22 protein-coding genes are annotated in these 21,657 nt (G+C 43.1%); 5 read left to right on the top strand and 17 right to left on the bottom strand.

Annotation, left to right across the window (positions count from 1 at the left end; translation table 11 throughout):
- The first annotated feature begins 5 nt into the window (after positions 1-5).
- Positions 6-1,040: a VWA domain-containing protein gene (locus PSU72_RS05225; protein ID WP_300431272.1), complete on the top strand. Its 1,035-nt coding sequence runs from the start codon at positions 6-8 to the stop codon at positions 1,038-1,040.
- A gap of 15 nt (positions 1,041-1,055) precedes the next feature.
- Here PSU72_RS05225 and PSU72_RS05220 read toward each other — a convergent pair whose 3' ends face one another.
- Positions 1,056-1,526 carry a protein YgfX gene (locus PSU72_RS05220; RefSeq protein ID WP_367186079.1) on the bottom strand — a complete coding sequence of 157 codons (471 nt, stop codon included), beginning with the start codon at positions 1,524-1,526 and terminating at the stop codon, positions 1,056-1,058.
- Positions 1,527-1,579: 53 nt separating this feature from the next.
- Between PSU72_RS05220 and PSU72_RS05215 the strand changes: the two genes are divergently transcribed.
- Complete coding sequence (locus PSU72_RS05215; RefSeq protein WP_300431270.1) at positions 1,580-2,617, top strand: folate-binding protein; 1,038 nt, start codon at positions 1,580-1,582, stop codon at positions 2,615-2,617.
- 35 nt (positions 2,618-2,652) lie between these two features.
- Here the strand turns inward: PSU72_RS05215 and PSU72_RS05210 are convergent, their stop codons facing one another.
- The 12 genes from PSU72_RS05210 to glyA all read right to left on the bottom strand — a co-directional run bounded on the left by PSU72_RS05210 (position 2,653) and on the right by glyA (position 14,155).
- On the bottom strand, positions 2,653-4,092 hold the full coding sequence (locus PSU72_RS05210) for a sensor domain-containing diguanylate cyclase (RefSeq protein ID WP_300431269.1): 1,440 nt from the start codon (positions 4,090-4,092) through the stop codon (positions 2,653-2,655).
- Positions 4,093-4,122: 30 nt separating this feature from the next.
- Positions 4,123-4,521, bottom strand: a complete 399-nt coding sequence (gene ftsB / locus PSU72_RS05205; protein ID WP_300431268.1) for a cell division protein FtsB — start codon at positions 4,519-4,521, stop codon at positions 4,123-4,125.
- 37 nt (positions 4,522-4,558) lie between these two features.
- On the bottom strand, positions 4,559-5,845 hold the full coding sequence (gene eno / locus PSU72_RS05200; RefSeq protein WP_300431267.1) for a phosphopyruvate hydratase: 1,287 nt from the start codon (positions 5,843-5,845) through the stop codon (positions 4,559-4,561).
- A 99-nt stretch (positions 5,846-5,944) separates the two neighbouring features.
- Positions 5,945-7,576, bottom strand: a complete 1,632-nt coding sequence (locus tag PSU72_RS05195; RefSeq protein WP_300431266.1) for a CTP synthase — start codon at positions 7,574-7,576, stop codon at positions 5,945-5,947.
- Positions 7,577-7,701: 125 nt separating this feature from the next.
- Positions 7,702-8,394, bottom strand: coding sequence for a class II aldolase/adducin family protein (locus PSU72_RS05190; RefSeq protein WP_300431265.1), 693 nt, complete (start codon positions 8,392-8,394; stop codon positions 7,702-7,704).
- Positions 8,395-8,413: 19 nt separating this feature from the next.
- Positions 8,414-9,514: an S-methyl-5-thioribose-1-phosphate isomerase gene (gene mtnA, locus PSU72_RS05185; RefSeq protein ID WP_300431264.1), complete on the bottom strand. Its 1,101-nt coding sequence runs from the start codon at positions 9,512-9,514 to the stop codon at positions 8,414-8,416.
- Between the two features lie 220 nt (positions 9,515-9,734).
- The gene (locus tag PSU72_RS05180; RefSeq protein ID WP_300431263.1) at positions 9,735-10,547 is read right to left on the bottom strand and encodes a TatD family hydrolase; all 813 of its coding nucleotides are present in this window, start codon (positions 10,545-10,547) and stop codon (positions 9,735-9,737) included.
- 18 nt (positions 10,548-10,565) lie between these two features.
- Positions 10,566-11,651: a bifunctional diaminohydroxyphosphoribosylaminopyrimidine deaminase/5-amino-6-(5-phosphoribosylamino)uracil reductase RibD gene (gene ribD / locus PSU72_RS05175; protein ID WP_300431262.1), complete on the bottom strand. Its 1,086-nt coding sequence runs from the start codon at positions 11,649-11,651 to the stop codon at positions 10,566-10,568.
- Positions 11,652-11,713: 62 nt separating this feature from the next.
- Positions 11,714-12,091 (bottom strand): hypothetical protein, encoded by a 378-nt coding sequence (locus PSU72_RS05170; protein ID WP_300431261.1) that lies wholly within the window; start codon positions 12,089-12,091, stop codon positions 11,714-11,716.
- Positions 12,092-12,132: 41 nt separating this feature from the next.
- Entirely contained in the window at positions 12,133-12,576 is a 444-nt protein-coding gene (gene nrdR, locus PSU72_RS05165) for a transcriptional regulator NrdR (protein WP_013147777.1), read from the bottom strand.
- A gap of 6 nt (positions 12,577-12,582) precedes the next feature.
- Positions 12,583-12,879, bottom strand: a complete 297-nt coding sequence (locus tag PSU72_RS05160; RefSeq protein WP_300431260.1) for a hypothetical protein — start codon at positions 12,877-12,879, stop codon at positions 12,583-12,585.
- A gap of 16 nt (positions 12,880-12,895) precedes the next feature.
- Positions 12,896-14,155, bottom strand: a complete 1,260-nt coding sequence (gene glyA / locus PSU72_RS05155; protein ID WP_300431259.1) for a serine hydroxymethyltransferase — start codon at positions 14,153-14,155, stop codon at positions 12,896-12,898.
- A 165-nt stretch (positions 14,156-14,320) separates the two neighbouring features.
- Here glyA and iscX point away from each other — a divergent pair, with 165 nt between their 5' ends.
- The 3 genes from iscX to PSU72_RS05140 are packed head-to-tail and all read left to right on the top strand — an operon-like array spanning position 14,321 to position 15,401.
- Entirely contained in the window at positions 14,321-14,515 is a 195-nt protein-coding gene (gene iscX / locus PSU72_RS05150; RefSeq protein ID WP_013147775.1) for a Fe-S cluster assembly protein IscX, read from the top strand.
- Between the two features lie 17 nt (positions 14,516-14,532).
- On the top strand, positions 14,533-14,907 hold the full coding sequence (locus PSU72_RS05145; RefSeq protein WP_300431258.1) for a DUF3307 domain-containing protein: 375 nt from the start codon (positions 14,533-14,535) through the stop codon (positions 14,905-14,907).
- Positions 14,908-14,927: 20 nt separating this feature from the next.
- Positions 14,928-15,401, top strand: coding sequence for a retropepsin-like aspartic protease (locus tag PSU72_RS05140; protein ID WP_300431257.1), 474 nt, complete (start codon positions 14,928-14,930; stop codon positions 15,399-15,401).
- A gap of 38 nt (positions 15,402-15,439) precedes the next feature.
- Here the strand turns inward: PSU72_RS05140 and PSU72_RS05135 are convergent, their stop codons facing one another.
- The 4 genes from PSU72_RS05135 to PSU72_RS05120 all read right to left on the bottom strand — a co-directional run bounded on the left by PSU72_RS05135 (position 15,440) and on the right by PSU72_RS05120 (position 21,528).
- On the bottom strand, positions 15,440-17,080 hold the full coding sequence (locus tag PSU72_RS05135) for an alpha-D-glucose phosphate-specific phosphoglucomutase (protein WP_300431256.1): 1,641 nt from the start codon (positions 17,078-17,080) through the stop codon (positions 15,440-15,442).
- Between the two features lie 146 nt (positions 17,081-17,226).
- Positions 17,227-18,510, bottom strand: a complete 1,284-nt coding sequence (gabT, locus tag PSU72_RS05130; RefSeq protein WP_300431255.1) for a 4-aminobutyrate--2-oxoglutarate transaminase — start codon at positions 18,508-18,510, stop codon at positions 17,227-17,229.
- A gap of 62 nt (positions 18,511-18,572) precedes the next feature.
- Positions 18,573-20,066, bottom strand: coding sequence for an aldehyde dehydrogenase (locus PSU72_RS05125; RefSeq protein ID WP_300431254.1), 1,494 nt, complete (start codon positions 20,064-20,066; stop codon positions 18,573-18,575).
- A 1-nt stretch (position 20,067) separates the two neighbouring features.
- Positions 20,068-21,528, bottom strand: a complete 1,461-nt coding sequence (locus PSU72_RS05120) for an NAD-dependent succinate-semialdehyde dehydrogenase (protein ID WP_300431253.1) — start codon at positions 21,526-21,528, stop codon at positions 20,068-20,070.
- Positions 21,529-21,657: the final 129 nt, after the last annotated feature.

Raw genomic sequence — 21,657 nt, 5'->3', positions numbered from 1 at the left:
ATTGAATGAAAAAGCTTATCGCTTACTTTAAAACACATCGCGACTCTGCACTTTTAGGCGGCGCATTGCTCATGCTAATACTGGCAATGTGTCATATTACTGTGCCAGTTAAACATAATATCTACACCTACTTATTAGTTGCTGATATTACACAAAGTATGAATACCATCGACACGACTATAGATGGTAAACCTGCCTCACGTATGGCACATACACAAAAAATGTTGCATGAGGTTGTTTCTTCGCTGCCATGCGGTACAAAAGTCAGCGTGGGCTTATTTGCTGGTGTGAGCGTTGCTGCACTATACAACCCAATTGAGGTATGTGAAAACTTTGCAGCAATTCAAGACACCATCGACCATCTTGATTGGAGAACCGCTTGGTCAGGCAACAGCCGCATTCGTGAAGGTATGTTCAGCATCACTAGAGCCATTCGTAGCTTCCCAGAAACAGCTCAAGTCGTATTTTTTACCGATGGCGAAGAAGCGCCTAAACTGCATGCCTTCAACACTAAAGATCTGACTAACTTTCAAGGGGCTGACGGCTGGTTGCTAGTTGGTGTTGGCTCTGAAAAAGGTGCGTCAATTCCAAAGCTCAGTGATAAAAATCAACTGATTGGTTACTGGTCAAATGAAAGCTTTGCCTTGCAACCTGGTATTGCACAAATTTCTGAATCTAATCTGGGCGTCAGAGATGACAATGTGGCGGGTGGTGAGCAGGATCGCTTTATTTCAAAACTCAACTCAGAATATATGAAAAGTATCGCTAAAGAAGTCGGCTCTACTTATGTGGATGGTGGCAATGTACACACCATATTAGACGCTATGAAAAATCAAAAACCTGCACGTCGTGATGTTGCGCCATTTGATTTAAGTTGGGTAATGGCTTCTTTAGCTGGCTTATTACTATTAGCCGCCTACTTTAGCAAACACCCAATTAAGCAAATTGGCGAAGTGCTAAGGCTTTACAGAAAAAATGCGATTAGAAGACAACAGACTAAAAACGAACTAGCAATCGCGCACGATAACCACATCAATTAATAAAATAAAATTCTGTTAATCAGATAAATCAACATGATGATTGACAGAATTTTTATGCCAACGCAAATACACTCTTAGCTGACGAAATGACTCGGCATCGATATTATCCTGCAACAGCAAAATATAGCGATTTTGCCAAACCTTGAACCATCTATATTCTTCTGGAACAATATGTAAAACCGTTAAGTAAGCACTGACAAAGCTATCTGGCATGATATGCACCACAAAATTCTCGTCATTTTTTTGTTTTAAATGACACTCACCCGCCATATTTACCCGCAATAACTTCCAAGACCTCGGCAGGCTTAACAGCCCATCAAGCATGACAAAATAACTAGTCGACACCAGCATTAGCAACAGTAAGGTAACGCTTAAACTAAACGGAATTGGTGTCAATATAAGCATAAAACTAAAAAATAACCCTGCTAATATGAGTAATGCTGCTAACTTACTCGAGGGCTTGAATATAAGGGTGATAGGCTTCAAGATATAATATACTTAGTTCAATTTACAAAATTCATTAAATAAAAGAGTACCACATGGCAAACAATGACTGGCAAGAATATCAATTCATTCAAGGCGCAGTGTTTAATAACGAAACAATTACTTCATTCGGTAATATAGAAAATGAGCTGCAATGCACGCAGAATCAAAATGTTATTTGTGATTTATCACATCTAGGCTTGTTAGAAGTCAGCGGTGATGATGCTGTTACTTTCTTACAAGGCCAAGTCACCAATGATGTACGATTAATCGTTGACAATCATGCCCATTACACAGGTTACTGCAGCCCTAAAGGACGCTTACTCGCGCTATTTTTTGCTTTTTCACATAATCAAAAGCTACATTTAGAATTCAACCAAAAGCTGCTCGAACCTATCGCCAAGCGTCTGAAAATGCACGTGATGCGCGCAAAAGTAACAATCAATGATGTATCAGACAGTACAGTCAAAATCGGCTTGAGCGGCAATAACATTGCAGATTTACTTGCCCCGTTTTTTGCTACAGTTCCCAAGCTTGCCTATGAAAGTGCTAGTACTGAAAATGGCACCATCATTTGCATGCCTAATGCAGGCATACCGCGCTACCAAATTATTGGCAATACAGAACAAGCAAAAGCTATATGGCAAGCCTTGAAGAAGGACTGCAAACCAGTTGGCAAAGCTTGCTGGGAGTGGCTGGAAATTCAAGCTGGCATTCCAGATGTTTATCCGAGTACCCAAGAAGAATTCGTACCGCAGATGCTGAATCTAGATGCACTAAGCGCCATTAACTACAAAAAAGGCTGCTACACAGGGCAAGAAATTGTGGCACGTACGCATTATTTAGGTAAAGTAAAACGTCGCACCCAGCTAGCACATATTGCTAGTGATGGCGGCCCCGCCATAGGTGATGATGTCATGGATACTAATCAACAAGCCATTGGTAAGATTGTGCGCTGCGCGCCAGCCCTTGAAGCAGGGTTTGTTGTGTTAGTGGAGTGTAGATTAGAGAATTTAACGCTTGGCGATATTTATTGGAACAACATCGCTTTGAGCATCAAGCAACTACCATACTCATTAGATTCAGCCGATTAGGCAATGCTGGCAGCTGATTCAAGCTGCCAGCTTTATCAACTAGCCAGCACTACCTGATTACGGCCTGCACCTTTTGCTTGGTATAAGGCTTTATCTGCACGACCGATTAGATGCTCAAGTTCTTCACCATAGGATCTTAAAGCTACACCTAAGCTGGCTGTCACGTTAATGCTTAGCTTATTATGCATGTCACCCTTAAGTTCAATTGCGCTGCGAATACTCTCAGCCAGCGACAATAAATTTCCTGTACCGCAATCACGTACTACAATCAAAAACTCCTCGCCACCCCAGCGACTAATAAAGTCTGCGGCACGCACTGTGGATTTTAATGTAGTTGCCACGTTTTTAAGTACCTGATCACCAGCAATGTGTCCATACTGATCATTGATACTTTTAAAATGATCTAAATCGAGCAAAATAATACCTACATCGGTTTTATTACGTTCGCTTTCCTGCAATATGACGCTCATACCAATATCAAACGCTTTTCGATTAGGTAAACTAGTCAGCTTATCAATCGCGGCGGCGCTTTCCACCTCTAAGTGATAGCGCTTAAGCGCCACATTGGTGAGCGCAACCACCAAACCCGTCACCGCCAAACACAATAATAAATTGCGATACAATGAGTTGGTAATATTTTCCGTCGCTTCAGTTTCGTTCTTCTCGACAAACAAATACCAATTTAGCTCCGGAATGTAACGCACGTTCACCAAATGGTGCGTATCTTTTAGGTCGTAAGCATAGCTGTGTGTGGCTTGATCGCGTGCATTAAAGTTAATCTGCGCTATCCCCAGGGTATCTTTTACATTGCTACCCAACGGCCTTTCTACATCGCTGGCAAGCACGATTTTTCCCGTATCACTCACGAAGTAAACTTTCCGCTTAAAACGCACTTCGTAGTTTTCTAAAAGTTTACGTGCACTATCGTAATTAATACCTACGCCTATCATGCCTAAATATCGCTTACTACTGTCCAGCACACGGTAATTGACAAAAATTGTAAGCTGATTTCCTAATCTAGCATCCTCATCCACGTTCAACTCATAAGGCTCGCTTATTGTTCTAGCGTGAAAATACCAAGCGTCTGCTGGCACAGCTTCTTGCACTTTTTTGGTTTCTGCACTTGCCGAATAGTAATTACGCGTTGCCTCAGAGACGAAAAAACTAGTGAATGCATGGCTATTCTGCTTCACTTCTTGCAGATATTTTTTAACTATTTGATCATCTTTTTCACCTTGTAGCAGCCAATCTATCAAAAAAGTGTTGGTTGCCATCATGGCAGAAATGTTAATACTCTTAATGAGGTCTTTTTGTATTTCCGAGTAAATGCTGTCGGTTGTCAGTGGTAGCTCATTGACAGTGATGGCTTCATGGATAGATTGCTTAGAAACCTGATACATCAAAAATGAGACTAATGAGAAGCCAGAAAGTAATATCAGCGTGATGAGAAGAATAAGTTTGTGTCTGTTTTGCATTAGGTCACATCACTTATCATTAAAGATTAGTTATGGTAAGGCTTTGGCACTGGTGGTGCGTTGCATTACGGTATCTTTGCTAGGTGTTGCTTTTTGACTTGGAACTTGTCCAAGATTGGATGTTTGACTAGGCGGTTGAGCTGATTGAGCGGAAGCTGAACTATCAAGCACTTGATAAAAAACCTCATCTTGCTTAATCATACCTAGCTCGCTTCTAGCGCGCTCTTCAATGGCTGAACGGCCACTTTTTAAGTCACGCACTTCAGCATCTAATGTTTCATTACGTGCTTTTAAAGCACTATTTTTTTCTTGCTGAGTGGCAAGCTGACGACTTAAATCCCATACCCGCAACCAACTCCCTTTACCTAGCCACAGCGGATACTGCAGCAAGGCAATGAGGATAACGAATATGAGCGTTAAGGCTTTCACTTATTACTTTAAAATTACAATGGCATTCAAGCAGAGATTACTTGAATAATTGGTAAAAAGCACCGATACCCGCATAGCTAGATGCATCGCCCAACTCTTCTTCAATGCGCAACAATTGATTGTATTTAGCGATACGTTCAGAGCGGCACAATGAACCTGTTTTAATTTGCAGTGCATTGGTTGCCACTGAAATATCAGCAATTGTAGTATCTTCTGTCTCACCTGAACGATGTGACACAACGGCAGTGTAACCAGCTCGTTTAGCCATCTCGATCGTTTGGAAAGTCTCAGTCAAAGTACCAATTTGGTTTACTTTAATCAACACTGAGTTAGCAACACCACGCTGTATGCCTTCACGCAAGATTTTAGTATTAGTCACAAACAAATCATCGCCCACCAATTGCGTAGTTTTACCTAAACGGTCAGTTAATATTTTCCAACCATCCCAGTCAAACTCACCCATACCATCTTCAATACTGATGATTGGGTATTTATCAACCCAAGTCGCTAAATAATCAGTAAATTGTGCTGAAGTTAGTGATAAACCTTCTGACTCTAAATGATATTTACCATCTTTATAGAACTCAGTACTTGCGCAATCTAGACCTAAATACACATCTTTACCTGGCTCGTAACCTGCAGCCGAAATCGCTTCTAGAATCAATTGGATAGCAGCTTCGTTAGATGGTAGATTTGGTGCAAAACCACCTTCATCACCGACAGTTGTTGCTAAACCTTTTTTATGTAGCGTTTTTTTCAATTGATGGAATACTTCAGCACCGCAACGCATCGCTTCACGGAATGAAGGCAAGCCAGCTGGAATAATCATAAACTCTTGCATATCCACACTGTTATCAGCATGCGCACCACCATTGATGATGTTCATCATTGGTGTAGGCAATTGCATCGCACCAGAGCCGCCTAAGTAGCGATACAAAGGTAAACCGCTTTCTTCAGCCGCAGCACGCGCACAAGCCATAGAAACTGCGAGTATAGAGTTAGCGCCTAAACGGTCTTTGTTTTCCGTGCCATCAAGCTCAATCAACGTTTTATCGATAAAGCTTTGCTCCTCAGCATCCAATCCAATAATAGCTTCTGTGATTTCGGTATTTACGTTCTCAACTGCTTGAAGAACGCCTTTACCTAAATAGCGGCTTTTGTCACCATCACGTAACTCCATCGCTTCTTTAGCGCCTGTAGAAGCGCCTGACGGCACTGCAGCACGGCCAATGACACCGCTTTCTAACAATACATCACACTCTACAGTTGGGTTACCACGAGAATCTAAAATTTCGCGGGCGATAATATCTACAATTGCGCTCATGACTACTCCTAAATATACAAATTAGTTTTTAACTTAGTGATTCTAAATAGAGAATCTGTAATGATTTATACGTGTTATCTACTGTGTTACTTATAAAACTTACTTAACGCCTTTGTGAGCTAATGCTGCATTCACATAAGCGGTAAATAGCGGATGGCCTGACCGTGGGTTAGAAGTAAATTCTGGGTGAAATTGCACTGCCACAAACCAAGGGTGAGTAGCTTTTGGTAGTTCTATCATCTCACACAATTCTTCAGTCGGTGTTCTGGCAGAAATCACCAAACCAGCTGTTTTTAGTTGCTCTACGTAATTGTTATTCACTTCATAACGATGGCGATGGCGCTCATTCACTTGCGCACCATAAATGCCTGCAGCCATGGTATTTGGTACGATTGGGCAAGCTTGTGCGCCTAAACGCATAGTGCCACCAAGGTCTGAATTTTCATCACGTTTTTCAATTTTGCCGCTGGCATCTTTCCACTCGTCAATCAAGCCAATCAACTTGTATGGCGCTTCTGCATTAAACTCAGTGCTATTAGCACCTTTTAAACCAGCCACGTTACGGGCGAATTCAATAACAGCTAATTGCATACCTAAACAAATGCCAAGGTATGGCAGTTTATTTTCGCGAGCATATTGAATTGCAGCGATCTTACCTTCTGTACCGCGCACACCAAAACCGCCCGGAATCAAAATCGCATCCATCGTTTTTAATATATCCGTGCCCGATTTCTCTATTTCTTCACTATCAATATAGTTGATTTTAACTTTAGATTCGGTATGAATACCCGCATGAATCAAAGCTTCTGTGAGCGATTTATAGCTCTCAGTTAAATCGACATATTTACCTACAAAGGCAATATTGACCGTATTTTTTGGATTCTCTATGCGTGTGACAATATTTTTCCACACAGTCAAATCAGCTGCTTTAGCCAAAATGTTTAGCTTGTGGCAAACTATTTCATCCATCATTTGCTCATGCAAAAGCCCTGGAATTTTATAAATAGAATCTGAGTCAATCGCGCTGATTACCGCTTCAAAAGCCACATTGGTAAATAAGGCAATTTTACGTTTTTCATCTTCTGGAATTTCGCGTTCAGCACGGCACAACAGAATATCCGGCTGTATACCGATTTGACGCAACTCTTTTACTGAGTGTTGTGTAGGCTTAGTTTTAAGCTCACCTGCGGTTGGAATCCACGGCAATAAAGTCAAATGCACGTAACATGCATTGTTACGGCCCTCTTCAAAACCCATTTGACGAATAGCTTCTAAGAACGGCAATGATTCAATATCGCCCACTGTGCCACCGACTTCAATAATCGCAACATCAGCACCTTCAGCGCCACGTTTGATGTGATTTTTAATCTCATCAGTGATGTGCGGAATCACCTGTACGGTTTTTCCGAGGTATTCGCCACGTCGCTCTTTTTTAATCACTGTTTCGTAGATTTGGCCGGTGGTAAAACTGTTACGTTTAGCCATGCGCTGTGAAATAAAACGCTCGTAATGGCCTAAGTCCAGATCGGTTTCAGCGCCATCATCAGTGACGAACACCTCACCGTGCTGAAATGGCGACATTGTGCCAGGGTCAACGTTAATATATGGATCAAGTTTGAGCATGGTCACTTTAATGCCACGCGATTCAAGGATAGCGCCAAGGCTAGCGGCAGCGATGCCTTTACCAAGAGAAGAAACTACACCGCCGGTTACGAATACATATTTGGTCATGGAAAGGCACTTATTATTTGTTTCAGACGGGATAAGATTTTACCGCAAAACAGATGCCTCACAAAACGTTATCCAAAATAAAAATGCATTAATTTACTTGTAATTTTATATATTTTATTTTTTAACTACTTTCCACCAGACCGAGTCACATTTGAAGCCTCAGCCGAATTATCAGACCAAGCCCCATAAGTCTTGAATTTCTCAAGTACATCCAACATTTCTTGCCGACTTAAAATGTGCGGCTCGCCGACTTGCAAGGCGAGTAAATATTGCTCACATAAAGTTTCTACTTCTTGAGTAATGTCGAGCGCCTTTTCTAAAGTTTCGCCCACTGCAATCATGCCATGATTCGCTAGCAAACAGGCTTTGCGATCTTTTAGTGCTTCAATAGCATTATCTGAAAGCTGCTGACTGCCGAACAATGCATAAGGCGCACAACGTATACTATCGCCGCCAGCAAGCGCAATCATGTAGTGAAATGATGGCATATCTTTGCGAAAAGTGCTGAATGTACTGGCATAGATACTGTGCGTATGAATCACAGCATTCACCTGCGGCTTCTGGTACAAAATATCTTGATGAAATCGCCACTCACTTGATGGCGGGTGAACGCCAGTCGCATTACCTGAAAAATCCATCCACACCATGTCTGATGACGACATCTTATCGACTGCCAAACCTGAAGGCGTGATCAAAAAACCTGCTTGTCCATCGGCACTATCTGCACGCACACTGACATTGCCAGCAGTACCGCGGTTCAAGCCCAAGGTTACCAGTTGCTGGCTAATGTGTAAGAGCTGTTCACGTTTGTTTTGCATAGTTTGTATTATGCTTTATTTATTTCAGAATATTTCTTAGCAGGCTAGGCGCAAATACGCCGTGCTCCGTAATAATACCAGTCACCAAGCGCGCTGGCGTAACATCAAACGCAGGATTAGCCACTTTAGTGTTTGCTGGTAAAATATTCACCTCTGCCACTTCACCAGAGGCTAGCATACCCGTCATCCAAGCCACTTCACGACCATCGCGCACTTCTATTTCTATCTCTTGCACGCCATTTAGCATAGTCCAATCAATCGTTGGCGATGGCACCGCAGCATAAAATGGCACATGATTATCAAATGCCGCAAGTGCTTTTAAATAAGTCCCTATTTTATTGCAGACATCGCCCGCACTTGTCACCCGATCAGCGCCGACGATCACCATATCGACTTGACCATGCTGCATTAAATGACCGCCTGCATTATCACTAATCACCGTGTGCGGAACGCCATGCTGCGCTAATTCCCAAGCCGTTAAGCTTGCACCTTGGTTGCGTGGGCGCGTTTCATCAACCCACACATGCACATTAAGCCCCGCATCGTGAGCCGCGTAGATAGGCGCAAGTGCAGTGCCGAAATCCACAGTGGCTAGCCAACCAGCGTTGCAATGCGTAAGGATATTCAATTGACGACTATGCTGTTTATTTAAGTTATGGCTATGCAGACTCTGGATTAATTTCAAGCCGTGCTGACCAATAGCCTGATTAAGCAAAACGTCCTCATCGCAAATTTTTGCGGCCTCCGTCCAAGCTGCATCCAAACGCAGCTCTGTAGCCATTGGTAATAGAAATTGCGTAATACGCTCTACTGCCCAGCGCAAATTCACTGCTGTTGGCCGGCTTTGTATTAGCTGCTTAGCGGAAAGCTGTAAATACTCGTCACTGTAATCATTCTGCATCGCTAACGCCATACCATAGGCGGCAGCCGCACCGATTAACGGCGCACCGCGAACCTGCATAGTTTTAATCGCAACAATCATTTGCGGCATGTTGATAATTTCAACAATCTTAAACGCATGAGGTAATTTTGTTTGGTCAATAATTGATACAGATCGGCTACCAGCAGCCATACCATCATTAGGCCAAATTGTGCGAAATTTTTGATTATTTATTATCATAAATTATGAATTCAAAAGTTGACTTTTAAAAAGTTCCCTGAAAGAAAAAATACTCTCCACATTATCTGTGGATAACTTTGTGAATAACTGTGACTTGAAAATGTAACATACCAATTTATAAGGCTTTTTTCAAATCGCTTAAATTTTAACCTATTATTAATCCCATACAAATCAAACACTTAAATTAATCACATTGTTTTATAAGGGTTTTTACAAATACTTAAAGTAGCACATTAGGTGGTGTGTATAAGTCAGCTAGTTTTGGCAAAACTTTTAGGGCGTTGGCGCTAGTTATATCAAGCACTTGCGCCATATTTACCTGCCTTAAATCAGCTAAAACCTGTGCGATTTTACTGAGTTCTAGCGGGGTATTTCTCCCCTCTGCGCCTACCCATGCAGGAGGGATATCTGGAGAGTCCGTTTCTAAAACGATAGACTCTAATGGCAACTTGCTTGCAAGCTCTCGAATCTTTAAAGCGCGGCTATAAGTCATCGCCCCGCCAAAACCTAATTTAAAACCAAGTGCAATAAACTGCTCAGCTTGTTGAAAGCTACCATTAAACGCATGCGCAATACCACCGTTGATTTGGTATCGGCGTAAATACTTTAAAATATCGTCAATCGCATTTCTAACATGCAAAATCACAGGTAAATTTTGTTGTTTGGCGATTTTAAGCTGCTCGGTAAAAAAGTGGATTTGCTTTTCAATGTGATCTGGGTTGTTTTTAGCATTAGTCACAAAGTAATCGAGACCAATTTCACCTATCGCCACTGGGTTATTTTCTACGATGTAAGTCTTTAGTGTTTCAATATCTTCTAAAGTAGCATCATTCACATACATAGGATGAATACCAAGCGCATAGACGCAATGTTTGTGTTTTTGACATACCTGAATAACAGTATCAAAATTATCTCGTGCCACAGCGGGGATAACGATGCTTGAAACGCCTTGTTGCAAAGCCTGCAAGGCAATATCGTTTCGGTCAGCATTAAATTCGGCTGCATCAAGATGACAATGAGTATCTATAAGCATGCTGGTTGAAATAAGCCTCTAAAGTTTGCTTTTGACTGGTTTTGTACGCACACGAATATCTTGGCCGATCTGACGCACATCAAAAATCTGTAAGTCAGTAGCTTGCTGCATTTCGATTAGCACTGGAATTGCAAACATGCCCTTGGCATCAGCGCCCATCAGTTTAGGTGCATAGTAAAAAATAAACTCATCCACCAAACCAGCATGCAGAAACGCACCATTCAACCCCTGCCCTGCCTCTAGCAACACGTCATTGACACCACGTGAAGCTAGATTGGCAAGCAAAGCCTGCAAATCTACACGCCCACGTCCATCAGGTAAATGTAATAACTGCGCGCCAGTTGCAGTTAATGCCGCAGCTTTATCATTTGCATCTTGCGCATAAGCTATTAGTAAAGGGCTGATTGAAAGCAATTCGGAATTAAGCATTTTACAATCTGTAGGCGTTTGCAGGCTGCTATCCACAATCACTCGTAACGGCTGGCGACTTGTATTTTCCAAGCGCACATTCATGCTTGGGTTGTCTGTAAGCACAGTACCAATTCCAGTCACGATTGCACATGACTGCGCGCGCCAATGTTGCACATCCAGCCTTGCTGGCTCGCCAGTAATCCACAGACTTTTACCATTATTAAGTGCCGTGCGACCATCCAAACTCGCTGCGACTTTACAACGCACATAAGGTAAGGCAGAAGTCATCCGCGAAATAAAACCAAGGTTTAATGACTTAGATTCAGCCTCCATTAAGCCTACTTCAACCTCTATGCCATGTGCTTGGAGACGTTTTATACCATTACCCGCTACTAGAGGATTTGGATCTTGCATCGCTACGATTACGCGTTTCACACTGGCATTAATCAAGGCGTCGACACAAGGCGGTGTACGGCCATGGTGATTACATGGCTCTAAAGTGACATACGCATCAGCACCTACAGCATTCGTGCCAGCTTCACGCAAAGCAAATACTTCTGCATGTGGCTCACCTGCTTTAAGATGGGCACCTTGACCTATGATTTGATGGTTTTTAACAATGACACAGCCAACACGCGGATTGGGTTGAGTGGTATACAAGCCCTGCTCTGCTAGGCGCAGTGCGAGGCTCATGTAAGTGTGATCGGCTATTGAGAACAAGATCTTTTGATTAACCAAATAGCGATGTAGTTAATTTAGTGTGATGAAATACGGCTATTAATTAAACGATTATTTTCATCAAAGAAAAGCAGTAAGCCATGATAAACGTGCATGCACTTGCCTAGATCATACTCTACTGCATTGCCGTCTTCGTAGCTTGGGCGACCAAGCAACACGCCCACGGCGTCTTTGCTGGTACCTTTTGATAATATATGCTGCTGCAAGTCATAAGCCATATCACCGCGCTTACAATCTGTTTCTATTGTAGCCGCGCTTTGCATCCATTTCACTTGGTCGAATTTTTCATCGCCAAAAACGATGCTATCTTTCATCATCCACCAACCGAAAAACACAATCGTTAACAACACAGTAAATGCGGTAAAAAGAATGGTAGCCCAGTTAATAAATTTCATGTTTTACATCCTAATCATTAGCATTATGCAAATCAAATGGCTTACAAATCGCGAATGGCATCGTTAAAGTCATCAACATCAGAAAAGCTACGATACACAGATGCAAAGCGAATATAGGCGACTTTATCCATCAACTTAAGCTCATGCATCACGCTTTCACCTAAATCTCTGGCTGGAATTTCACGTTCACCTAAACTTAGTAATTTTTGTGAGATTCTATCTAATGCGCGGTCTACGTATTCCGTAGGCACTGGGCGTTTGTGCAATGCGCGTGTGAAGGATAGGCGCAATTTTTCGCGATTAAATTCCTCACGCGTACCATTGGTTTTCACCACTTGCGGCATGTGCAGCTCTGCCGTTTCATAAGTAGTAAAACGCTTATCGCAAGCACCACATTTGCGGCGACGGCGTATAGAGTCGCCTTCGTCATTGACGCGCGAATCGATTACCTGTGTATCTGCATCACCGCAAAAAGGACATTTCATATTGGTTTAATTTCCATTATTGGCAGGTAATTGCCTAGTGCCAACCAACCAAATTATTTTTGCTCCCGCAAAAGTAATAGCCAAGCTTACAAAGAGCCAAAAAACACCGCTAATCCAGAATATCACTGGATTTAGTGAGTAACTAACATTACCTTTAGGGTATGCAAAAAGCACATTAGACTTATTGATAAGGCCATAAACGTCATAAGTTAAAAGTCCAAAACCCAAAATAAAGAAAAACAGGCCACCAATAAATACCTTCTTATTAGAAAAGTTAGACTGTTTTACTTTATTTAACCGCATTCAATATGGCCAATATTTAAGCTGCGTAAACAGGGAAACGAGCAGTTAAAGCATGTACTTTAGCTTTAGTCGCCGCAATCACTGCTTCATCCGCCGGATTATCCAACACGTCCGCAATCAAGTTCGCCACTTGACGCGCTTCATCTTCTTTAAAACCGCGTGTAGTAATCGCTGGTGCGCCGATACGAATACCAGAAGTCACAAATGGGCTTTCTGGGTCGTTAGGAATCGCATTTTTGTTCACAGTGATATGTGCTAAACCAAGTGCAGCATCTGCAGCTTTGCCTGTTAAGCCTTTTGTACGCAAATCTACCAAGAACATATGTGATTCTGTGCGGCCTGAAATAATACGTAAACCACGCGCAGCTAAGGCCTCAGCCATTGCTTGAGCATTTTTAATTACTTGCGCTTGATAAGTTTTGAATTCCGGCTGAGAGGCTTCTAAGAATGCTGTCGCTTTAGCCGCAATCACGTGCATTAATGGACCACCTTGCAAAGCTGGGAATACGCTTGAATTCAATGATTTTTCAAACTCAGCTTTAGCCAAAATAATCCCGCCGCGTGGGCCACGTAAAGTTTTGTGTGTTGTTGAAGTCACAAAATCTGCATGTGGCACTGGGTTTGGATATACGCCAGCAGCAATCAAACCTGAATAATGCGCCATATCTACCATAAAATAAGCGCCCACTTTTTTAGCGATTTCAGCCATGCGTGTCCAGTCAAAACGCAACGCGTAAGCAGATGCGCCACCGATTAACAATTTTGGTTTGCATTCAATTGCAATGCGCTCCATTTCATCGTAATCAATTTCCTCTTTATCATTTAAGCCGTAAGGCACAATGTTAAAAAGTTTGCCTGATAAGTTAGCCGGTGAACCATGGGTTAAGTGACCGCCATGGCCAAGGTTCATACCCATCACGGTATCGCCTGGTTTTAGAATAGAGAAATAAACCGCTTGGTTAGCTTGTGAGCCTGAATGTGGCTGCACGTTGGCATATTCTGCGCCGTACAGAGCTTTCAAGCGGTCAATAGCCAATTGTTCAACTTGGTCTACATACTCGCAACCACCATAAAAACGTTTGCCTGGGTAACCTTCTGCGTACTTGTTAGTTAACTGTGAACCTTGCGCCTGCATCACTGCTGGGCTGGTGTAGTTTTCAGAAGCAATCAACTCGATATGCTCATGTTGGCGAACAACTTCGCTATTAATCATGGCATCTAAGGCTGGATCAGCTTTGTTTAGGGTATTTGTATAGTTAAATGGTGCTTGCGACATGGTTTTAGTTTTCCAAATGCTAGATTATTTTAATGAAAAAAATGTTTGCGCATTTTAACACGCGCAAGCAATAAGATTAAAGGCAAAAGATTTAGTTGCTTACTTGTAGCAAGCTATAATATAAATAAGCTATAAATTAACTTAATCATCTTTGGAATAACGCACATGAAATGGACCGACAGCTTAAGAATCGCCGAGTCGCTTTACGATACACATCCAGATATTGATCCGAAAACAGTACGTTTTACCGATTTAATGGAATGGGTAATGGCGCTTGATGGCTTTAATGACTTACCAGAGCATTGCGGTGAAAAAATATTAGAAGCCATACAACTGGCTTGGATTGACGAAGCTGAATAATTTTCAGCTTAATTCATATGCTCGAGGCCTTAATATTCTTGTTTGTAAAACACTTTATCTGCGACTTTCCATTGCAAGCTAACCCGTGGATGTATCGCAATAAAGGCACTTACGGTCATGCTGGCGGCTTAGCGCATGCAGCATTGCATGGTGCTGGTACATTCATCATCTTTGCCTTTTGGCTAGGCGCAGGTGCGTGGGTATACGCACTAGCAGATGCCGCAATTCATTACCATATTGATTGGGCAAAAATGAATGCGGGTAAACGCTACGACCTTAAGCCTGATAATAGCGAGTGGTTTTGGATTTTATTGGGTTTCGATCAACTTCTGCACCATCTTACTTACTTTGCATTAGTCGCGATTGCATTTAAGCCTATTGCAACGGCTTAATTAGCCCCAATAAGAATAGTATGTCTAAAAATACTATTCTTATAGCCGCCATTTGGATAGCGCTAGCAAGCACTATCTATTACTTGTCGGATAACATTCAAAATCCTAATAAAATTAACCGCTTAGGTGAGAATAGCACGGTCGTATTAAAGCGTGGTCTAGATGGCCATTATCGAGCGGAAGCACTTATCAACGGTGAAAAAGTCAATGTGCTGGTTGATACTGGCGCCACTGGTGTTGCAATTTCACAGAATATTGCAGACAAACTTAAATTGAGCAGCATAGACGCCATCCGCACCAATACGGCTAATGGCGATAGCGTTGGCTATATGGTGCGTTTGCATTCCGTCAAACTAGGCGGCGTGGACGCCAAGGATGTATCAGCAATGATTGCACCTGGGCTTGATGGCGACGTGCTACTCGGCATGTCGTTTCTAAACCGTATGGATGTTAGGCTTTATAAAGGCGAGATGACGATTAAGCAGGTAGATTAACTTTTTAGGAGCGACGCATCGCCGCTCCTAGAGTAAAATTAGGTAATCACTGTAGGCGTATCGCGACCAGTTCGTTCTTTCAACTCAGAAATCTTCAACGCGATTTGTATCATTTCAGCCAATGCCACTTGTGCATCTAAATGATGATTTTTCACATCGGGGTCAAAAGCTTCTAAATAAATACGTATCGTCGCGCCTTCTGTGCCTGTACCAGACAATCTAAACACTATACGCGAGCCATCTTCAAACAATATACGAATACCTTGATTGTTACTGATAGAGCCATCGATGGAATCATGATAGCTAAAATCATCACAGGTTTTCACTTTGTATCCGCCAAATGACTGGCCAGGCAAGCTAGTAAATTGCGATTTAACATGTGCGATGACGCTATTGGCAGCATCGGTTGGGATGGCCTCGTAGTCATGACGTGAATACACATTGCGACCAAATTCTGCCCAATGCGACATCAGAATTTGCTCAACTGACATGCCTTTTTTCGCCAATACATTCAGCCAAAACAATACTGCCCATAAACCATCTTTTTCGCGTACATGACTAGAGCTGGTGCCAAAGCTTTCTTCACCACATAAAGTGACTTTGCCTGCATCCATCAGATTGCCAAAGAATTTCCAGCCTGTTGGTGTTTCATAACAAGGGATATTTAGTTTAGCTGCCACGCGGTCAACTGCGCCGCTAGTAGGCATTGAGCGCGCCACGCCAGCAATGCCGTTAGCATATGCTGGCACTAGGGTTGCATTTGCAGCAAGAACAGCGAGACTATCAGAAGGTGTAACAAAGAAGTTTTTACCTAGAATCATATTGCGGTCGCCATCGCCATCTGAGGCCGCACCAAAGTCTGGTGAGCTTTCACCTGCAAACATGATTTTCACTAAATCTTCAGCGTAGGTTAAATTTGGGTCTGGGTGACCACCACCAAAGTCTTCTGAAGGAATGCAATTCATTAAGCTAGACTCTGAAGCACCTAAACGATTAGCAAAAATCTCTTGCGCATAAGGACCAGTCACAGCGTGCATGGCGTCAAACTGCATTTTAAAGCCACTTGAAAGTAACTTTTTGATAGCTGAAAAATCAAATAGCTCTTGCATCAGATCTGCGTAGTCTTGAACCGCATCAATGACTTCTACAGTAAATTTTCCATCGTTGAATATCGATTGACCTAATGTATCGACGTCAACTTCAGGCAAATCAGCGATTTTATATTCTATGATTTTTTTACTTAAATCATAGATAGAATCAGTGATTTTTTCAGGTGCAGGGCCGCCATTGCTGATGTTATATTTAATGCCAAAGTCACCATTGATACCACCTTGGTTATGACTGGCTGACAAGACGATGCCACCAAATGTTTTGTATTTACGAATAATGTGTGAGCAAGCTGGCGTAGATAAAATACCCGCTTGACCAACAAGCACTCGAGCAAAGCCATTAGCTGCTGCCATTCGAACAATAATCTGAATTGCTTGACGATTAAAATAACGACCATCGCCACCGAGCGCTAATGTGGCATTATTTGGCACATTAAGCGTATCAAAAATACTTTGTACAAAATTCTCTAAATAACCAGTTTGCTGAAAGACTTTTACTTTTTTGCGTAAGCCTGAAGTACCAGGTTTTTGATCGTTAAAAGCAGTGGTTTTAATGGTTTGGATTTGCATATGAGAAGCCTAGAATACTTTAGTAAAAGTTAATACGGTAAAAATTAACTCAGTAAAAATTGACGCTGATTTGAATTCTATTATAGCGAGTACGTTGCTTCTTTGGAGTAGCGTACCCACTAATTCACAGAATTAGCTTGCTGAAATCAAGCTTTAGCCAATGCTCTATCAATAATATCAAGCGCCTCATCAAATATTTCGTCTTGAATTGTCAATGGATACAGAAAGCGAATGGCATTACCATAAACGCCGCAAGTCAGCAGTATCAAGCCTTCAGCTAACGCCGCTTGCTGCACACGTTTTACTGCATCCATAGACGGCTCATTGGTAATTGGATCAAAAAACTCAGCGGCAATCATAGAGCCCAAGCCGCGTACATCTTTAATTGCAGGCACTTTAGCTTGCGCGGCTTTAAGACGTGCAGTGAGTTTCGAGCCCAACACATTCGCACGCTCAACTAACTTTTCTTCTTCAATAATATCCAGTACTGCGTGAGAGGCTGCAATGGCTAATGGGTTGCCTGCGTAAGTTCCACCTAAACCACCCGGTGCAGGACCATCCATCACTTCAGCTTTACCGCAAACCGCAGATAAAGTAGTACCACCGGCTAAGCTTTTTGCCATCGTAATGATGTCTGGTATCACGTCATAATGTTCTGCCGCAAATAACTTACCAGTACGACCAAAACCAGTTTGCACTTCATCATAAATCAGCAAAATGCCATGCTCATCGCACTCTTTGCGTAACGCTTGCATTAAAGCTGGTGGCGCGGCATAAAAGCCACCCTCACCTTGCACGGGCTCAATCACAATTGCGGCAACGCGCTTAGGATCAATATCAGCCTTGAATAGCAAGTGCAACGCATTGATAGAATCTTCAACGCTGACACCATGCAAATCAATTGGAAATGGTATGTGATATATCTCAGCGGGGAATGGCCCAAAACCGATTTTATAAGGTGAAACCTTGCCTGTCATCGCGCTGGTCATAATCGTGCGGCCATGAAATGCGCCAGCAAAGGCAACAATGCCTGGGCGTCCAGTACTTGCACGTGCAATTTTAATAGCGTTTTCTAGGGCTTCTGCACCACTTGAGAAAAAACAGGTTTTCTTAGCGTGTTTGCCTGGTGTTAACGCATTAATACGCTCAGCCAATGTGACATAGCTTTCATACGGCAGCACTTGGTAGCAAGTATGGGTAAACTGTTTTAGTTGCGCTTCAATAGCAGCCACTATCTTTGGGTGTCTGTGCCCAGTATTTAATACAGCAATACCACCTGCAAAGTCGATATAACGCTTACCTTCAACATCCCATACCTCAGAGTTAAGCGCACGCTCAATAAAGAAGTTGGCCATCACGCCTATGCCGCGTGGCGTGGCGACCAAACGTCTGTTGTGTAGATCTTGATTGGTGATTGTTGTGTTGCTCATGTTCTCGTCCTTACATCTAGTTTTTTGTAACTGTAGGTTTTTATAACTATAGTTTTATCGTATTAAATTAATCGTATCCAAGTCGTTTTAAGCTCAGTATATTTTTCCAATGCATGTAGAGATTTATCACGACCATTACCAGATTGTTTATAACCACCAAAAGGCACAGTAATATCGTCTTCGTCATAACTATTCACATGCACCGTACCTGCGCGCAGGGCGCGTGACACCATGTGCGCGCGCGTCAGGTCTTGTGTCCAAACAGCTGCAGCAAGACCATATTCTGTGTCATTGGCGATAGCAATCGCCTCTTCTTCTGTATCAAAAACAATGATTGAAAGCACTGGGCCAAAAATCTCTTCAGCGGCGATTTTCATGTCATTAGTCACATCATCAAACACGGTCGGGCTAATGTAAAAACCACCCGTTTCACTTAATACACGTTCACCGCCAGCGCGAAGCTTGGCACCTTGGGCTTTACCACTTTCTATGTATTTCAGTACATTTTCCATTTGTCCACAATCCACGATCGCACCCATGGTGGTATTGGCATCTAACGGATCACCTGGTTGATAATCAGGCAAATTATTCAGTAGCTTTTTAACAAACTCATCTTTAATTGAACGCTCAATCAGCAAACGCGAAGGCGCATTACAGCTTTCGCCCTGATTGTAAAAAATAGAACCTATGGAAGCCGCAGCAGCTTTATCCAAATCCTTGCAATCTGCAAATACGATATTGGGTGATTTACCACCTAGTTCGCACCATGCACGCTTGAGGTTGCTTTGCCCTGCCATGATTTGGATTTTCTTACCCACGCCTGTTGAGCCTGTAAAGGCGATGCAGTCAACATCCATATGCATCGCTAACGGCGTTCCTGCCTCTGGGCCAAAGCCTGGTACTACATTCAGCACTCCTTTGGGTATACCAGCTTCTATCGCCAAATCACCAAGTCTTAGCGCCGTAAGTGGCGACTTTTCAGAAGGCTTAAGCACGATGCTATTGCCTGAAGCCAAGGCGGGTGCAATCTTCCAGCAAGCCATTAAAATCGGGTAATTCCATGGCACGATTGCGCCAACTACGCCAATTGGCTCGCGCGTAATCATGGCTAGTGTATGGTCTGCCGTTGGTGCAATTTCATCGTAGACTTTGTCAATCGCCTCACCAAACCAGCGCAAACTATTTGCAGCGGAATTAACATCTACACTCAAGCTTGCAGAAATAGGTTTGCCCATGTCCAGCGTTTCTAATAAGGCCAACTCCGCTTTGTGTGCTAATACCAAGTCAGCAAAGCGTATCATCGTTTGCTTGCGTTCGCGAGGAGATAAGCCAGCCCAACGTCTATCTTTAAAAGCAGCACGTGCTGCAACAACGGCACGATCTACATCTGTCGCTTTACTGCTGGCAACATCGGCTAATTTGCGACCGTCAATCGGTGAGAAACATTCAAAGGTACTGCCATCAAGTGCATCCACACGTTCGCCATCAATGAAAGCACGTCCGTCAATTCTTAAATCTTTCGCTCTTTCATGCCAATCAATTTTAATCTCTGTCATGTTATAGCCCCGCCATACATACATATTTCAGTTCTAGATATTCATCAATGCCGTGATGCGAACCTTCGCGACCCAGACCTGATTGCTTAATGCCCCCAAAAGGTGCAACTTCATTGGAAATCATGCCAGTGTTTACGCCTACCATGCCATATTCAAGCGCCTCTGCTACGCGCCAGATTCGGCCAATATCTCGGCTGTAGAAATAAGAGGCTAAACCAAACTCAGTGCGATTTGCTAATTCAATGACTTCTGCATCTGTCTTAAAGCGGAATAATGGCGCCACAGGACCAAAGGTTTCTTCGCTAAAAATTAGAGCATCATCGCTTACATTTGCTAGCACGGTAGGCTCAAAGAATGTACCGCCTAAAGTATGGCGCTTGCCACCTTGTATCACCGTTGCGCCTTTGGCAACGGCATCTGCCACATGGCTTTCGACTTTCTCAATAGCTGCATCATCAATCAATGGGCCTTGGGTTACGTCCTCTTCAGTACCCGCACCCACTTTGAGCTGAGCCACTTTGACTGCAAGTTTTTTGGCGAACGCATCGTACACGCCCTCTTGCACAAACAAGCGGTTTGAACAAACACAAGTCTGCCCAGCATTGCGGTATTTACTAATCATGGCACCTTCAACTGCCGCATCTAAATCAGCATCGTTAAACACGATGAATGGCGCATTACCACCCAATTCAAGAGATAGCTTTTTAATGGTATCAGCGCATTGACGCATTAAGATACGTCCGACTTCCGTTGACCCTGTGAACGAAAGCTTGGCGACTACTGGGCTTTCACAAAAGGCTGCGCCGATTTGGCGTGCATCGCCTGTAATCACTTGCAACACGCCGCTAGGCACGCCAGCCTCTTCAGCCAATACGGCTAAAGCAATGGCGCATAAAGGTGTCTGTTCAGCAGGTTTAATTATCATGCTGCAACCAGCAGCAAGCGCAGGTCCCGCTTTACGGGTAATCATTGCAATGGGGAAATTCCATGGCGTAATGGCGGCTGTTACACCAATTGGTTGTTTTAGTACCAATAAACGACGGTCGCCCATAGGCGCAGGGATTGTCTCACCATAGACACGTTTAGCTTCTTCGGCAAACCATTCAATAAAGCTTGCGCCGTAATTCACCTCTCCGCGCGCTTCGGCTAGCGGCTTACCTTGCTCAGCAGTTAGTAATTGCGCCAAATCTTCTTTGTGCAGAATAATCAAATCAAACCAGCGCTTGAGTATGGCAGCACGTGCGGCCGCTGTGAGCGTTTTCCATGACTTTTGAGCAGCTTCAGCAGCCACAATCGCGCGCTCAGCTTCGGCGCGACCCATAAGCGGCACTTTAGCCACCTCTAAGCCTGTAGCAGGATTAGTGACACTTATCGTTTCACCTGAATCTGCACTCTCCCATTGCCCAGCGAGCAAGGTAAGATTATTTTTGAGTAATACGGAATGCTTTAATTGAATTGACATGATTTTCTGCTTAGCTTGGCTTGGTTTGATTTTTTGTTTGGTTTCGTTTGGTAGGAGCGGTCTGTGACCGCGAAAACGATGGCAATAATTGCACCATAGTTTCGGGGTTACAAGCCCCTCCTAGAGGTT

This window comes from Methylotenera sp., assembly GCF_029945535.1.
Classification (GTDB): domain Bacteria; phylum Pseudomonadota; class Gammaproteobacteria; order Burkholderiales; family Methylophilaceae; genus Methylotenera.
The sequence above is the reverse complement of the archived record's forward strand: the minus strand, read 5'-3'. Positions and strand labels throughout refer to the sequence as shown.